This window comes from Myroides gitamensis, assembly GCF_029894455.1.
Taxonomy (GTDB): Bacteria; Bacteroidota; Bacteroidia; order Flavobacteriales; family Flavobacteriaceae; genus Flavobacterium; species Flavobacterium odoratum.
Genome location: NZ_JARYHN010000001.1, coordinates 1,227,843 through 1,244,962, shown reverse-complemented (window position 1 = coordinate 1,244,962; position 17,120 = coordinate 1,227,843). Strand labels below are relative to the sequence as shown.

General features: G+C 29.9%; 12 protein-coding genes. 9 read left to right on the top strand and 3 right to left on the bottom strand.

Annotation, left to right across the window (positions count from 1 at the left end):
• Positions 1-7 precede the first annotated feature (7 nt).
• From M2306_RS05315 to M2306_RS05285, 7 genes are all read left to right on the top strand, one after another.
• Positions 8-1,486, top strand: a complete 1,479-nt coding sequence (locus M2306_RS05315; RefSeq protein ID WP_259188664.1) for an FAD-binding oxidoreductase — start codon at positions 8-10, stop codon at positions 1,484-1,486.
• Positions 1,487-1,538: 52 nt separating this feature from the next.
• Positions 1,539-1,709 carry a hypothetical protein gene (locus tag M2306_RS05310; RefSeq protein ID WP_259188665.1) on the top strand — a complete coding sequence of 57 codons (171 nt, stop codon included), beginning with the start codon at positions 1,539-1,541 and terminating at the stop codon, positions 1,707-1,709.
• 579 nt (positions 1,710-2,288) lie between these two features.
• On the top strand, positions 2,289-4,544 hold the full coding sequence (locus tag M2306_RS05305) for a TonB-dependent receptor plug domain-containing protein (RefSeq protein ID WP_259188668.1): 2,256 nt from the start codon (positions 2,289-2,291) through the stop codon (positions 4,542-4,544).
• A gap of 4 nt (positions 4,545-4,548) precedes the next feature.
• The gene (locus M2306_RS05300) at positions 4,549-5,265 is read left to right on the top strand and encodes an HmuY family protein (RefSeq protein ID WP_259188670.1); all 717 of its coding nucleotides are present in this window, start codon (positions 4,549-4,551) and stop codon (positions 5,263-5,265) included.
• Between the two features lie 17 nt (positions 5,266-5,282).
• The gene (locus M2306_RS05295; RefSeq protein WP_259188671.1) at positions 5,283-6,776 is read left to right on the top strand and encodes a hypothetical protein; all 1,494 of its coding nucleotides are present in this window, start codon (positions 5,283-5,285) and stop codon (positions 6,774-6,776) included.
• 12 nt (positions 6,777-6,788) lie between these two features.
• On the top strand, positions 6,789-7,880 hold the full coding sequence (locus M2306_RS05290) for a DUF4903 family protein (protein ID WP_259188672.1): 1,092 nt from the start codon (positions 6,789-6,791) through the stop codon (positions 7,878-7,880).
• 51 nt (positions 7,881-7,931) lie between these two features.
• Positions 7,932-8,522, top strand: a complete 591-nt coding sequence (locus tag M2306_RS05285; protein WP_259188674.1) for a calycin-like domain-containing protein — start codon at positions 7,932-7,934, stop codon at positions 8,520-8,522.
• A 398-nt stretch (positions 8,523-8,920) separates the two neighbouring features.
• On the opposite strand, the gene M2306_RS05280 is transcribed toward M2306_RS05285, so the two are convergent.
• The 3 genes from M2306_RS05280 to M2306_RS05270 all read right to left on the bottom strand — a co-directional run bounded on the left by M2306_RS05280 (position 8,921) and on the right by M2306_RS05270 (position 15,165).
• A complete protein-coding gene (locus M2306_RS05280) occupies positions 8,921-12,136 on the bottom strand; it encodes a KAP family P-loop NTPase fold protein (RefSeq protein ID WP_259188676.1) in 3,216 nt (1,071 codons plus the stop codon).
• Between the two features lie 428 nt (positions 12,137-12,564).
• Positions 12,565-13,761, bottom strand: a complete 1,197-nt coding sequence (locus M2306_RS05275; protein WP_259188678.1) for a hypothetical protein — start codon at positions 13,759-13,761, stop codon at positions 12,565-12,567.
• Positions 13,762-13,947: 186 nt separating this feature from the next.
• Positions 13,948-15,165 carry an ATP-binding protein gene (locus M2306_RS05270; protein ID WP_259188680.1) on the bottom strand — a complete coding sequence of 406 codons (1,218 nt, stop codon included), beginning with the start codon at positions 15,163-15,165 and terminating at the stop codon, positions 13,948-13,950.
• 914 nt (positions 15,166-16,079) lie between these two features.
• On the opposite strand from M2306_RS05270, the gene M2306_RS05265 reads away from it, so the two are divergent.
• Together M2306_RS05265 and M2306_RS05260 are read left to right on the top strand one after the other, a co-directional pair.
• Entirely contained in the window at positions 16,080-16,298 is a 219-nt protein-coding gene (locus M2306_RS05265; protein WP_259188684.1) for a hypothetical protein, read from the top strand.
• 58 nt (positions 16,299-16,356) lie between these two features.
• Positions 16,357-16,719, top strand: coding sequence for a hypothetical protein (locus tag M2306_RS05260; protein ID WP_259188685.1), 363 nt, complete (start codon positions 16,357-16,359; stop codon positions 16,717-16,719).
• Positions 16,720-17,120 lie beyond the last annotated feature (401 nt).

Genomic DNA, 17,120 nt, shown 5'->3' with positions numbered 1-17,120 from the left:
GAGAGATATGAAAAAGTATGATCAACACCATAACATCGCCTATAATTACACACCTGCTAAAGTCATATATGCTGAGGTAGTAGCTGATATTTCAGATTATTTAAAAAAGAGGGACGGAAACCAATTTTCAATTCGTTCTGGAGGGCATCATCACGAGGCGATGTGTACCTTAGACCAAGGCCACGTATTAGATTTATCACGTCTGAAACTCAAGGTTGAGGTTTTAACCTCAGACGCTTGTAAACCATTTTTGCTAGAAAATAGACAAGAAACATATCAAGCTAAATTTGCCGCTTGGTTACCTTCTAATTTAACGAATGAAGAAGTATTAAACCTACCAGAGCTATCAGAAAACGGAATACTGAAGAAAATTATTCCCATCGGTTCGTGCTCTCAAGTCAGTTTAGGTGGATATATTTTAGGTGGTGGATGGAATTTATTAGGCAGAAAATACGGATGGGCGTGCGACTCTTTATTAGCTGTAGAACTTGTCTTAGCTGATGGACGTATTGAAATCGTTTCAGAACAGCATCTTCCCGATTTATTTAAAGCCTTAAAAGGATCCGGAGGAGGAAACTTTGGAATTGTAACGCGTTTTTTAATGAAGTTATATGACACCGATCAGATCTGGAGTTTTATGGGAGCTTATAAAAAAGGAATGGACTTTACAGCAAATCTTGAAAATTGGATTCTCAAACAACACACAACGGATAATACTATCACATCCTACCTAACAATTCAAGATTCACTAGGTGTGAATTTTGGAGGGTATTTTATATTTTTCGAAAAGGATAAATCAATCAAAGAGGAGTTGCTAACCTATTTTGGGAATCAAAGTGAAATTTACGAAAAAACGATACAGGCTATTGCTCACAAACATGAGCCACATATTCCAACATTACAAGCATTAACAAATGGAAATCAACTCTTTACAAATGAATTGAAGACGATGGATTTTAGATTACCTTTTGAAATATCTGCATTATTAAGTAGTCGTGCATCAGCAAAGGCAAGCTATAAATGTAAAGAACCCGTAGCGCATAAAGTTACTTCTGCCTTTTTAAAAGAGGAATTTAGTCAATGTCCTCGTCCATTTATTTCTTGTATCGAAACATTTATAAAAGCAAATAAAGTAAAAGGTGCTTTTAACATCATTACGCTTCATGCTATAGGAGGGGAAACAAAGAATGGAAACAATGTTTTGGCTTATACAAATAAGACGATTCTTGTTCAGATTCAGTCTTGGTGGTTAGAAAAAGAGGATGCCCCTATTTGCCGAGCATGGGTTTCAAATTTTAGAAGTGCATTAGAACCCTTTATTAAAGGAGCCTTTATCAATTTTCAAGATTCGGATATTCAGTTAAATGAGTATTATGGAACTGATTATCCATCACTTCAACAGATAAAAAGAGAATATGATCCCCATCAGGTTTTTAATTTTCCAATGGCTATCCCATTAAACAATAAATCAGAATCAACCAAGTAATGGCTATCCTTTGCTTTCAAAGGACAACTTAAAAATATAGCATACAAGAATAATGAATTCATTAGAGTTAACATATAAAGTAGAGGTGGATCGAAAATTTTTATTCTTAGATGAAAAAATCGCCTGTTACTTGAGTTTACATGGAATGGGAGGCGCCATCATGGAGACACCCGATAATTCATTTTACTACCAAGACCGCCCCATAGGGATGAAATTGATTTGAAGAGTAAAGATACTGGTGAGAAATTGAGTATTTAAATCTTCTAAAAAAAGAAACTATACAAAACCACTTATAAAAAACCACCACCTGATTATCAGGTGGTGGTTTTTTATTTCCGTGGAGTCGCCTAAATGATTAGACTATGAAAAAATTGACTAAACTGATAGCAATATAAATGGGCCTCATAAAAGGAGGAATCTAAGATTAAACAGGGTGTTATTAAATCAAATAAGTAGAAATTAATCTAGAATTCACCTCTATTTGACCTGTAAACACAAGTGAATGTTAACTGCTAAAAAAAGCAGAACTACTCAATTTGTTAGTATTTTTTAGTATAAAATAATATTTAATACATATAATTTAAGATAAAAAAAATAAAAACACACAATAATGTTAGTTTAGGTAATTTGAAAATTAACTTAAATGTTAAATAATTCCAATCTACATATAAATTATATTTATTTAGATTAAATACAAATAATAAAAATATATTTGTGTCAGTTAATTTTTTGATTATCAATTATAAGTAAGACTATGTTTAGGATTAATCTAAGACTTTTATTGTTTACATGTATGTTATGCATGGGATTTAATGTCTATGCACAACAAAGAGTTATTCAACTTGTAGATGAACAAACAAGTGCTGTCATTCCAGCTGCAAAAGTTGTTGTACTAAATAAAGGGGATCAAATTTTTTATTCAAACGAAAAGGGAGAAGTTTTACTAACGGAAAAAGGAGACATCACATTGTACATTGAGGCTTTTCAATATCAATTTACCACAACAGCTTTAGCGTCCAATCAAGATTTTAAGTTGGTTCAACTAAAAGCGGGGAATGAATTGATGGAAGATATTTTAATAACCACTTCAAATACAGCACTTAAAAGAACTAAAGATTCTTCGGTATTAGTGCAGGTTATTTCAGGAGCAAAACTTTCTGAATCTGGTTTTACGGGAATACAAGATGCTTTAATGAGCGAGATTCCCGGAATGAATTTTCAAAAAGTAGGTTTTGGAACTGATGTAAATGTAGGTGGACTAGACGCTAGGAATATTTTATTTCTCATTGATGGAGAAAAACTAACAGGTGAAATGGCAGGTAATCTTGATTATCAGCGATTTAATATTCACTCCGTGGATCATATTGAAATTATAAAAGGAGCTTCTTCAATCTTATATGGCTCCATGGCTTCAGGAGCTGTTATCAATTTAATTACCAAAAAAACAGATCAAAAGTTTGCACTTACAGCCGGTGTTCGTTATGGGGAGTGGAATCAAAGGAACTACAAAAATCCAAAAAAATCTGATTTTTTATACATGTATGAAAAAAATGTAGATAAACCTAACCTACAAGGATGGTTGTCTATGGGGAGTAAACTAGGAAAAATAACGCTGCAAACAGATGTTCAATATACGAGTATGGATGCGTACTATTTATTTCAATCAGGGTATGATAAAAAGACATTCCGCAAAAACCCTGCAATAGGTTTACTTCGCGATACGGTAATTACGAGTTTTATTGAGCGTCCTCCTTTGGGAATAGAAGGGGATGAGTTCGTAAATGTTTCTCAGAAAGTTTATTATGACGTAAATGACAATCTCCACTTTCAGGCGTATGGGACGTATTTTTTTATGAATTCATATGATCTAATTCAAGACTTGATCTTCAATCAAACAGAGGATTTTTCAGGTGGATTGAAAGTGAAATATAAAATTAAAAATATAGGGGAGCTGTCTGCGAGTATACATGCCGATAATTACAAGCGATTTAAAAGACATGAACGCATTGATCAAAGAAAAAAGCTATATGATTCTAAATTAGTGCAACCAAGATTAAAATTTGTGTCCAATTATTTTGATCAACATGAACTAACGGTTGGTGTCGAACAAAATGCAGAAAAACTAATTAGCGATAGATTTGGTCGAGAAGGAACCCTAACAGAAAGAGAATCAAAAGAAATTGAAGCTTTTGTTCAAGAGGAGTATTCAGGTATCGAACGCACTAAAATAGCCTTCGGTGTTCGATCCTCTTACAATGAACTATTTGGAACCAATGTTTCACCTAAATTTTCGGTTAAGTATGATTTAAAAGAGCAATTCTCTTTTAGATTTACTTACGCCAATGGTTATCGTATACCCACAATTAAAGAGAAGTTTTTTGATTGGGATCATCTCGGTATGTTTCAAATCGTAGGTAATCCAGATTTAAAACCAGAAAAGAATACCTATTTTTCTTTTTCTACTGAGTTTCAAAACAGTAGCTTATTTGTCAACTTTAATGCCTATGCCAATTATTTTAAGGATAAAATAGAGGGAGTGTGGCGTGTATTTGAGTTTCAATACAATTTTGAATATCAAAATTTGAATACGAGTAACCTTAGAGGGTTTGATGTTTTAGGAAAGCTTAAAATCAACACTAATTTCAATGTAAATTGGTCTTACTCTTATGTACAGGTTAGCAAAACAAAAGGCGTTCAACTCAATACCGCCTCTCCACATAATGCCAATATTCAGATCGAATACAATTTTTCACGACTCAACTATGATTTAAGAGCTGGTATAAATACCAATATTATTGGGGCTAAAAAGTTCAATGTACAAGATAAACTGATGATTGATGGCAAAGCTCAAGATGCCTACTTTGAAGTGGATCTTCCAACGTATTCGATGACCAATTTAGTTGTTAATCAAACCTTTTACAAGCATTATAAATTAACGCTTGGAGTAGATAATATTTTCAATTATAAACCCTCCTTACTAGGGGCAGGTGTAGCCATGTTTAATATTCCAGCAACACCAGGAAGAAGATGGTTTGTACAAGTAGAATACAAATTTTAAAGCCATGAAAAAGTATTTAGATCCAATTACGCCAATCGTTTTATTTCTAACACTTGTTTTTGTTCCTATAAGCTGTGTGGAGTATGATGCGTTGCCTTATGATGGCAAAAACCTACCGCGACTTACAGAATATAGCAACGATTGGTTATACTATAACCTTAGAGAAGATAAGTTTTTAAATCCCTTTTCTTCTGGAGATTCACTTTTTCGATCTGCGGATCGCTCAATTGTCGAAGGAGAGCAAAAAGACCGTTTTGACTGGGATATTGCTTTTAATCGCTTTAATATTCGAACCAATAGTGGTTTAAGTGGAAATGGACAGGGAGGAGCCTATGATATGGGAGCTGTTTCTTATGAAAGTATTACATCCATTAGCCAAATACCCAAACAAGCCCTATTTGTAACAGATACTGTAATGAGTATTACCATGAGTCAAGAACAGTGGATTTTAGAGAGCAGTAAAACAGGTAATACAGACCCTTGGTTTGATCCTAATAATGGTCCTAAACAAATGAAATCTACCGCCAATTTACTATTAGCAAACGCCTTGCGGTTCTCTGGACCACCTCCATCTTATCAACCGTCCTTTCACGTGTATATCATCAGAAGTGCAGAAGGAACTCGATTTTTTAAACTACTTATTATAAGCTGGTATAATCCAGAACTAGAGATAGGAGAAAGCGGAGGATTAATCAGCTATAAATGTGATGAAATCTTTTAAACTAATAATTAACAATCATGAATCAAAGAATTTTACGTTTTACAACGCTTGTCCTTTTAGTGACACAGCTTGTTTCTTGTTCCTCAAATGACGACTCAGTGATTATTGTCGATCCTGATAACCCCGTTGATACCCGTGTTATCAAAGATGATAATCTTATCTCTGCCTTGAAAGAACAAGGGTATGATTTTGAAGGGAATGCTTTAAAAATAGACCAAAAAGTCCTAGATACTAAAAGTTTGAATTTAACAGCTAAGCAAATTAGTGATCTGGAAGGAATCAAAGCTTTTGAACACTTGGAGGAAATAAAATTAGCAGATAACAAGTTCGATATGGAGTTTGACTTCACGGCTTTACCTACCAAAGTAACAGCTATTGAATTACAAGGCAATACATTATATGAATTTTACAATATGAATGCGCTTAAAATTCAAAAATTATACCTACCTGAACAAGCTAAATTTAATATGGAGGAAATCCTCACTTTTTACAAAGAAAACAAAGAAGCAGTGGAGAAGGGGACACTAGAGATGAAAATGTTGGAAAAAGGGGAATTAAAAACCTACACTACCTTAAGAGAAATTCCAGATCCCATCTTGAGAACTTATATGCAAGAGACATTTCCTTCTTTATTTCCCAATGCAGGAGATAAGTTAGACATAGCCACTCCCATGCGTATACCAGAAAATACAGCAGAATTCCATTTGGGACAATACTTTAATGTAAGTGCGACAAAAGACCCGAATTATGATAAAGCTATAGATCCAATTACGTATGACAATACCTATTTGTATTTAGAAAAGACAGATGCGCAATATGTAACATCTAAAATTGAAAACTACGAAGGAATTCAATATGTACTTCAGCATAAGGATTACGGTGCTAGTTGGGTGGATATCAATAACAATCACCAAGCGAAAAATACAACTATCGAGTATTTGAAAATTCCCGATAATGGAGTGACTTGGATTTGGATGCGCAATTTTCACATCGCTAAAGGCGTAAAAATTACCAGTACTTCTCTGAAGCGCTTAAAATTTGAGTTTATCTCTGGTTTTAAAACGCTCGATTTAAGTAGCAGTGCTGATTGGTTTGTCGGTGGATCTTTAACCATGTCTGATTTGGTTCTTGCTAATTGCCCTGATTTGGAAGAAATTATAGTTCCAAAGAGTAAGTTACCCGATATGCAAGCTGGCCAACTTCAATTGATGTACTTACCTAAATTGCAAAAAGCTGATTTTTCACATTTACATGCTTTTTGGGGTTCTTCGTATTTTAAAGGTTTACCTGTTTGGAATGTTCAATTTCCAAAAACACTAACAGCAGTTGACCATAAACTCAAACTCGCTTTTGACAAAGTAATGCTTACAGTTCACAAAGAAAAAAGCATAGAATTAATGCATAAAGTAGAAACTGCCGCACCTAAAGCCGAGTTCTATTATAGCGGACTAGATGCAACAGGTAAATGGGGCAATACGCAAAAAATAGATAAAAATGGAAACATTTTATAATCCCAATAAGCAATGAAACAAACCGTATATATTATTTTTCTTTTAGCTGTATTTGCGTTTCTTGGTGGATGTAGCACCACAGAATCTGAAGTGGAATTAGAAGAAGCTAAAGAAAATCTTTTTGAACAAAAGTTTAAAAATAAAGAGGTAATTATTTATACTCGAGCTTTTCGTTCCAATGGAGAGAGAACTGTTGGAGAAAAGGGAATGCCCGTGAAATTTAAGTTTGATTATGACAAAAATGATCCGAATAAACTTTATTTCGAAATGCCTGAATTTCAGTTTGGCAATATGCCCTTAGCGGCAACAATCAGTGGAAAACTAGACATCATAAACAAATATGTAGACGCATATCCAGAAAAGAAAAACTGGATTTATTTCGGTACGCGTTCGAATAAAGCAACAGCGGGTTCGTACATCTACAATGAACAAGGAGAACGAATCCAATATGATTCAAGTCCTAGTGCAGAAGTAAATGGTTATTACAATCCCGATACCAATGAGATTTTTATGGATATCAATTTTAAACTCATGAGCGTAACTTCTATTTCTCCAGACCAAACCTTTGATGCACATCCATTAGATCAATATTTAGTGCTCCTAGATGGCTATTATGATACGCACCGTCAGATTGATAAAGTTCGAAATAAGATGTTCAATTTTTCAAATCAAATGTTTAACGGGGTACTGACAGATAAAGAAAACAACAGCATCAATCTGGATATTCCACTCACTTTTAGTTATGATCCGAATAATCCTAAACAGACACATGGTAAAATTGGGCCTGTTGATTTTGAGCTGGCTGGTAAAAAATATACTCTTGCTTTTGAAGGAGATATTCAGTTTTTGTTTAATCCTGATCCACCCATTTATCCAACTTGGAAGACTCCTATACACACCAAATTATTACAAAGTGACCAACCAAAAATCGCCTATGTAAGTATAGAAGGACAAAATAAAATTGATGGGGGAGCCCTTACTGGTACTTGGAGCTCTACAGATTGGCTTGGAGACTCTTATGATTATGCTAAACTCCGATTGACAGACATGGAAATTCACTTCGTTCAAGGGTTAAAACTTAGAATAAATGTAGGAAATCGATAAAAATTTAAAACTAAACATAGCCTTTATTAACCACTTTAAAACTATATTATTATGAAAAATTTCAAATTTATTTCGGCATTTTCGCTTTTGGGCGTATTGCTATTTACTTCTTGTAGTACAGAGGATAATGAAATACAAGCACAAGATCAACAAGTAGCAAACAAGACGTTTTTCTATGATTTATTCCATGCGGATGGAGTGAAGAGTGATAGTCGTTTTGCAACTTTTGCTGCGGGTGATTATGCAGGAGTTTATACGGGAACGTATGTAATCAATAGTATGCTTGCAGGATCGGGGCCTGGTGATTATGCAGATGTACAAAATAAAACCATTACAATTACAGTAAACGAAGCTGCACAAACGATAGGATTAGAAATTGAGCCATTTAAGGTTGGAAAAATGCCCGCTAATATTAATATTGACATGGATAATATCCCTTATACAGAAAGCGGGAATACAATCCATTTTCAAGGAACTCAAATTGATGGATTCAGCGTTCTAGGGGTATATTCAAATATTGATGTGGATGCAACGATTACCAAAAATGGCACTAGTTATACAATGCAATTAAATTTTGTAGCGAATAGCCAATGGGGACCTATGGTGATCAATGCAGATGTAGATTTCTCAGGAACCAAATAAGATTATTATAAACAAATAGGCTATGTTTAGTTAAATAAGAAAGTTGTTTTTTCCTTAAATCATCATCAAAAAATTGGAAAGAATCCGTAAGAAAACACTATAATGTATATGCACCGAATTAGATATTCATATTTTGAGTGTTTTTAAAACAAATACGTATCTAAATCAAATATAAAAGCCTGCAAAATGAATCAATTAGCAGGCTTTTGTTATGTTTTGAGCCCTTATAAGACAATCATTCAGTTAATGTTGTGGAGAAAGAGGGTTAGTCTCTTTTATGCCGTATGCTTTATAAATAGGAAGGTTCACTTTTTTGGATTGTGGTGAGCACCTTATTACTAAAGTTTTTAACTAGATTAGAAACGTTTGATTCTAAATCGAATATAGTGAATTTTAGCTTAGTTTTTCATGTCCATTAGAGATGATTTGTCAATTTCTAAATTATATACTTCTTTAACATTTCCATTTTCATTCAATTTATAATTACCACTACCAGTAACTTTTACTTTTACCCTAATTGGTTTATCATTTATGTCAGAATCAAGCCCTCCTATCACATCAAATTTTCCACCGTAGAAATCAAAAGAATTATCGCCAATATTAATTACTAAATCTTGAAAATCAATACTAAATGAAGCCTCATCAATTCTATTTAAACTTGGCTCTAGATTATTGTAACAAAGTGATACAAATTCAACTGAGGTTTGTAACTTATCGAGAATTTCGATACTAATTTTCTTCTCTTCCTTAACCTTCTCAACAGTTTGTATGATATCGTCAAAATTCTCCATACCATCAAGTTTTAACTTTCTAACCTGATAATATTTTAGATCTTGTAGTACAACTATGTTTATAAAATTACTATATTTTGTACTTTGAGCCTCCAGGATTAATTCTTTTATCTTTTTAAGCCCATCCAAAACTTTCTCTACATTTGTAGTCGCTTTTACACAAAATTCTCTAGCATTAGATGGTGTAAAAAATTTAGAAACTTTCGTGATTTCAGAAACCTCTTTTAAAAATTCATTAAGGTTGTTTATTTCTATTTCAATGAATCTTTCTTTCAATTTTAAAATTTGCTCAAGCTGTTTTATTTCAGTTTTGAATTCTTTGTTTATTTTTTGTTCCATGCTTTCAAAACCATTAAAAGATACCGACTTGTATTCATTGTTTTTGTATAACAACCAGTAATTTCGCACTAAGTTAGCATTCTCAATATTATCATACATTTTATCACTTATAAAACGTTCAAAATTTTCATTAGATTTAAATAATTGAGTGTAGAATGGTTCTATATATACTTCATTATGCAGATAACTCAAAGCTATTTTGAAATATTCAGATGGGTTATATCTGATTAGTTTTTCCACTTTAGCACAAATTTCTTCGTCAAGTTTAATATTTCTATGAAAGTCTCGTCTTATATCTTCTATACAAACATATAATATATCTAAATGTCCTTTTTTAAATATAGGGTTCTCTTTTAAGTAATCTTCAAAATACCTTTTAGAAAGTGTTAGAATTTCATGATTTTCAACAACTTGAGTAATCGTAATTTCTCCCTCAAGTTGTTCGGATGGAAAAAGCTTAGAGATTAGATTTCGAATAAATTTTATCGGATAATGAGGATATCCTATATATAACTTTTCAAGTATTAATGACTTGTAATTATCATCACTAATCTCGAAATTTTGTTTAAAAGAAATAACATTAGAATCTTTTTTATCGAAAAATTTTAATAATTGAAAATATGTGCCTTGTTCATTATTTGACCTTGTATTTATATAAATTAATAAATCGAGGTAGTTTTCTAAATTACTTTTACTAGTAATATTATTTAAATCAAAATGCCCAACAAACTTGCATAATTCATTATACTTTTTTTTATCAAAATACCAATCAATTTCTAGTTTAATGGAACTAAACTCTTTATTTACAAAACGTTCAATGTACTTATAGGTAAGTTTGTAATCATTATCTTCTTCATATTCTTGAAAATAATTTTCAAATAATACTTTCTGATTGTTGCGGCTAGTTTCTAAAAAATTAATTTCTTTTAAAATTGATTCAACTAAATCTTTATGTTTTTTTAATGCGTTACTCTCGTTTGTATCAAGAGCGAGATAATTTTTAATTATTCTGTTCTCTAAAGGTTCTGATTTTTGATTAGCTGTTGCTTTATCAAGTATCCATTCATCATATATATTGAAATACTCTCTATATACAAATAGGTAGAAATCATACCATTTACTCTTCAGTATAAATAATAAAAACAAATCATTGAAATCTAAGTAACCTTTTAATTTATGATATCTATAAATAAAAATATTTAAAAATCGTTTAACATCTCGCAGAGAAAGAAATACTTTATGTATAATGTTTTCGCGGATGTATAGTGTATTCATGATTTTTTCGAACTCATCTGTACTTTTATCAAAACTCTGCTCTATTTTTTCATTCAAGTATTTATAAATAATATCTTTACCTATAGGAGGTAAGAATATTTCTTTATTAAAAAATTTATCTGAAAAAAAACTTTCCGCTTTATGATATCGAGTATCAAGTATACCGTTTACATAATCCTTATCATAGGCTGTTATAAAAACAACATTACTAAAAGAAGCTGTGTAATCGAGAATTTTAAAAATTTCAATTATTTCATCAGCTTGAAGTCTATCTAAATCGTCTATAAAAACTATAATTTTCTTTCCTATTTTTCTAAATTCAGTATTAAGATTATCTTTTGTTAGTTCCTTGTCAAGAAACACTGGACTACTAGTAAGAGCCTCAAGTATTCTTGTTTTATCAATTACTTTAATAGCATTAAGATATTCTTTAAAAGTGTTTGAAAATTCAATATTATATGTTTTTAATTTTGATATCAATAGTTCAAAGAAGTCAAATGGGATGCTCTTTAAGTCTTTAGAATATCTTGGATTAAAGTTGATTATTACATTTTCATTACCGTCTTTGTCATATTGTTCTTTTAATAGATTTAAAAAAGAACTTTTTCCTTGGCCCCACTTTCCAATTATTCCAATACTTGTAGAACCATGCGATTCCACACTAAGATTATCAATGCGTAACTTTACTTGCTTTATCTTTTGATCAAGTTTCAGTAAATCATACTTTTGTTCTTGAATAGAAAAATCTGGGCAGTAATCAATATTTGACTTTTCAACATTACTATTAGGTATAAGTACTTGTTTAAGATTTATGTAACCACGATAAACTGTTATTACTATTAGTAAAAACACAAGTAAATCACTTAAACCTATACCGCAATAATTCGGGTAAGCTATATATTGTTTAGTAATCCAACGGTAATATATATAAGTTATAACAAAACATCCTACACTTATTAAGTATCTGTAGGGGGTAAAAACTTTGTTTGTATGCCAATTACTGAATTTGAAAATGCAGTATGCGATTGAAGTAATTAGTATAAGAACAAATGGAAGTACATTTTCTTCGACTTCAGAAAGGACAGATAGTATTTCTTTGTTATAAATACCCATTATTTTAGATTCAAAGGATATAAATACAATTATTAATATAAGACAAAGTTTTAATGTAATAGTATCTTTATTAGACCACTTATATTTATTATTCATTATGTTTTTGTATTTTTTATATTCTAAAAATCTGCTTTATTAAGATATATATTTAATTTCACCAAATAGGATTGTAAAAATTATACTTTACAAGTAAATCATAATACAGATTCTCAATTGTTTCTGAAGATTTTTTTCAGAACTTATATATTCATTTTTGTATTTTATTATTGAAAACTTCTTGTTTTGATAATTTGTCACATAACATTTTGAACTTGGTTTTTATTAATAAAAATTGGAAAAACATTTCTCTATTCAGCGTCAAGTGAATTTAAACCTTGATTTTAACTTACGTTAAGCATATTAGTCTATATTATACCTAGTTTTTATTTTTATAATTTATATAATCTGAGATACCTAAATGTTGTCTTTGTTGTATATCATTTTCATAAGTTCGCTAAGCTAGTATTATAAAACTTAAAGTAATTTTAACTCTCATTAAGTAAATAATTATAAACAAAGTCATCCATTACTTTTTTATGAGTATTAATTCTTATTACAATAGAGTTTAAATTATCTTTGTCGAATTTTGAATGTGCTAAAAGTAATTCATCTTGTAATTCTCTAAAAACTGCAAGATTTTTTACTAAATCCCTATGTGTTGTTTTTTTATGAATAGGAGCAGAAATAGATTTTAATTTGATAATAGTTTCGTTTAAATAAGAAATTAAATGTTCTGTATTCTTCTTAGATTTTTGTATTTTGCTTATTAAGTTTTCTTCATTTAAAACATCTTGTTCACTATAAATAGATTTAAAAGGCTTTTCTATAAATATTTTTTTTATTTTTAATTTCCAATTCTCCGTTAAATAAATTGATTGAAATCCTGTTAACTCAACCAATACCTTAGATAATAACCTTTCATGTAAGTTGTTTAGTTGGATTAAATGACTTTCAGTAATTTCTCTATTATGTGCCTCTTCACGTCTAATTAAATTAAGGTTATCCATTTGATTATTAAAACTAGAAAGATCATCAAAATACGTTTTAAACATATTAAAGTTAGCTGTAATGATTTTTTTCAATTGAAGTGTGAATGTATATAAAATCAATATATCCCCATCATTACATTCAACACCGAATTGATTAGAGTATGTATCCTTAACTGATTTTCCTAATTTATTATCCAAAGAAATATCCCACCAATTCTCTCCGTATTTTGCATTGAGTTTAACTTTAATAAGCTCCCGTAAACAGTTTTCTATTTCCGATATTATTGTTTTTGCTTGTGAAAGTCTATAATCTGATGTGTTTTCTTGAAAAAGAGTTGACTTTAACCAATCAATTGAGTTACCATTAGCAATTAATGCAGCTGTAGTTTTTGAAGAGATAGCATAAATTACTTCTACGTTATTTTTATCAAATGCTCTAACTGTGTAATGGGAAAAACAAATTCCTTCATATCCATCATTACTAAAAAAACCATTAAAAAAACTCATAATAGTAGCGATTTCCAATTTGACATCCATTGATTTTTCAGCATCTGGGTAAAAATTACAGCATAAAGTATCTTCATTTATTACTAAAATATCTCGAACATTGATATTCTTGTTTTTTTTATTTAATGCGTTAAGGTTTTCAAGACCTAATTTTAATATTCCTATTAGACTTTCAATTGTTATCATTTAAAAATTAGTTTTATCTTTTATTGTTTTTGTATTATAGTAAATTTAAGATTAAATAGAATAATCTATTCTCATACCGAAGTCATATTGACTTCATAATTAACTGTTTAAATATAAAAATTTCGTAATCTATTTACAACATATTAAATATCCATCAGGTAAATACTAGACATAGGTGTAAGTTTTTTATTTATATCCAAGTCTGTTTAATTCAACTGGTGAATAGAATATAACAGGATTTATTTTTTCACTATTATAAACAACTTGATAAGCAATCATTTCTTCTTTGAACAAGGATAAAAGTTTTTCAAAGCCAAAAATAATTTGAGGAATACTTACATTTAATAAGATGAACGAATTAATATTTTTGCTATATTTTTCATTTAAAATATGTTTAATATCATCTCTAAAAGCGTTTTTTATTTTGTCTTTTCTTACATAACATCTTGTTACATTATGATATTTATTTGTTAGTTCAATAGTAATTAATTCCTCATTATTAATAGAATAAACTTTCTTAAAATTATATTCATAATATTCGAAAAAAATGTAGTCTATGATGATTTTATATATTTCAAAATTTGTAAGTGGTAAATTCCTTGTTCCATCCCAAATTCTTGTACAGTTCTTTTCTATTCTTTTGGACAACTCTATTAAAGATTCTTTATTTCCATTTAAATCTACCTTAAAACTTAGTTTTTGATTTCTTTTTATAATATTATCAATTTTATCAAATTCATATAGTGATGTTTCAGAAAAATCATGATATGAGTTCATTTTGGTTGGAAGCTTGATAATAATTAAAGATTGATTTTCTAATGATGACCATTGTTCTTCAAATATAAACTTCCATTTTGAATGGTTCTCAGACTCCCAACTTTTGTGATTCTCATTATTTCGAAGAAAACCTTCAACTTTAGTTTCTGGAAAAGTATAAATTGGAACATTTAATTCTTTAATCCATTTTCTAAAATGCTTTTCATAAATTATTTTTTCTTCATTATTAAAGTAATAATCTAAATGAATTTCTAACTCACTTTTGCGTTTTGGGTAGATGTCATCTGTATGTAGTTTTTTAAAGAGTTTTTCAAAAGGAAATATTATTCTATCAAAAGGATAATATACAGCAAGTTGATTAAAAGCATCAATTACAATATCTTGAATTGTCATTCCTGATATACAACTTGTTTTTATAGAATTTATTTCAAATTCTTTTAATTTTTTAGATAATAGTGTAGTCTTACCAACACCAGAAAATCCATAAATTATAATTTGTTTTCCACTGGTTCTAATTGCACGATCAATTCTACGATTAATTTCATTTCTTTCAACAAAGGCTAAATCAGCAGGTTTACTTGGCGTAAAAACTTCCTCCAAATTATATGCTTTTTGCTTTTGAATCATAGGTTTAAATATAATAATATGTTTTTTAGATAATATAGCCACTTACACTTTTTCTTTACAATATGAAATAGGCATAGTTGTGTAAAATTCTCAATTTATACACTTTTCTCATATAACAAATTACTAATATAATTAGTTTTTTAGTAAACTATCTAATTGTTGATAAGGAGACTATCAAAACTAAAACTATCTTTTTAAATGTATAGTGAAATAATTTTACTTTCAAACATAGTATAACTTTTCTAATTCTATTACGTAAATCCGTAAACCACTCAATATTTTGAGTCTATCTACTATTTTACACAAAACTAACGACTTTGGAGTAGTTTTCCAGTTCTCTGCAAAAGCAAGTAGTTTTGAAAGCTCGAATCTCAATTTCGAGTGCCTCAAAACATAACTTGCTCTAATCTTTCGATTAGTAATTCCACCAATTTTACAACGTAAAATCTAAAGTGATTTCATTTTAAGAAATCACCCGTTATTTGACACTAAAATGCCAAGTATTACCACAAAACTTCATAAATCAGATTCAGCTGGTTTATAAAGTTTCTTTGTATGTATAATCATATTTGCATAGGTAGATAAATCAGTCACAAGGTACTGATGTATCTAAAAAGGTAAGTAATAATGATTTTGCGTAAAGAACAACCATAAACCGTCCTAGTAAATTAAACTTAAGGTCTTTTTTATTTGTAGTTTTTTAGTTTTCCAGGCTATTAATAACAAATCATATATCTCTGTATTACTTTCTTTTTTCAGGTATTTCCATAGAATGTTTTGATTGCAAGCTAATTATAGCGCTAAGTTGTGTTTTAAGAATTAGTCATATATGAGCTAAAATACCATACACATGGTATTTTAATTATGTTAAATATGGGATAAAATTGCACTTTGTTAAATTAAAAATTAAAATTTTGAAAAAACTATTATTTACATTGTTAGGAGCTTCACTAATTATTTCTTGTTCTTCTGATGACGCTAAAATGAAAAAAGATGAATTAACTTATAATCACAATGCTTTTGTATTAAAAGATAATATTTCAAAAGTGAATTTAGATGTTCAAACAAATTTTGTTCCTTCTCATGAAAATGCGATGCTAATAAAATCAAAGAAGTATTTTTTTAGAAAATAAATTTATAGACTCTTTTGGTGAAATAAGGACTGCTTTAGTTGAATATGATGGAATTGATTTGTTTACAATTTCATTTAAGGAAACAAGTTTAGTATACTACATAAAGAAAATAGCTGAAAATGAATTTTTTGTTTTAAATGAAAACAATGTCAAACTTCAAAAAATAGCAATGCTTTATGATGCTAGTAATAATTTAAACATTAAAACGATAGAGATTTACAACCATATAAATCAGAGCAAAAGTAACAATTTAATTAGCACTAGAGGTGGATGGTATAGTTGCATGGAAGAGAGAATGTCTGATCCTTTAAATCAAGTATTGTTAGCAGGTGCCGCCGCTGCTGCCGTACCTTCAGGAGGCTCTTCTTTTTTAGGCTATATGGCAGGAGTTGCAGGAATCGGAGTTTATTGTGCTTTTTAAATAAATAATATGAAAAAAATAATTATATATCTATTGATAATACTAGGGGTTTTACTACTTAATTTTGTTTTAAAAGAACTTGATCTTTTACCTAAAATCCCTAGAGAATATATTATACCTATTTCAATTTTATCTTTAATAATTGGTTCTATTATAGGCAGAACCATAAAGAAACGATCGTTATAAAACGAAATTATTTATAAAAGCCTAACAAAATAAACCCTCATCTTTTTAAAACGAGGGTTTTTCTATTATCACCCAATAATTGATTTGAAGAACAAATAAGCTGGTGAGGAATTGGAATCTACGAAAGTAAAAGAGGAAAATGCTCAGTTGAGTTTTGATCAGGATGAAAAGAAAACTGAAGAGGAGGATAGGAGGAAAGTGGAACGGAAGCAGTT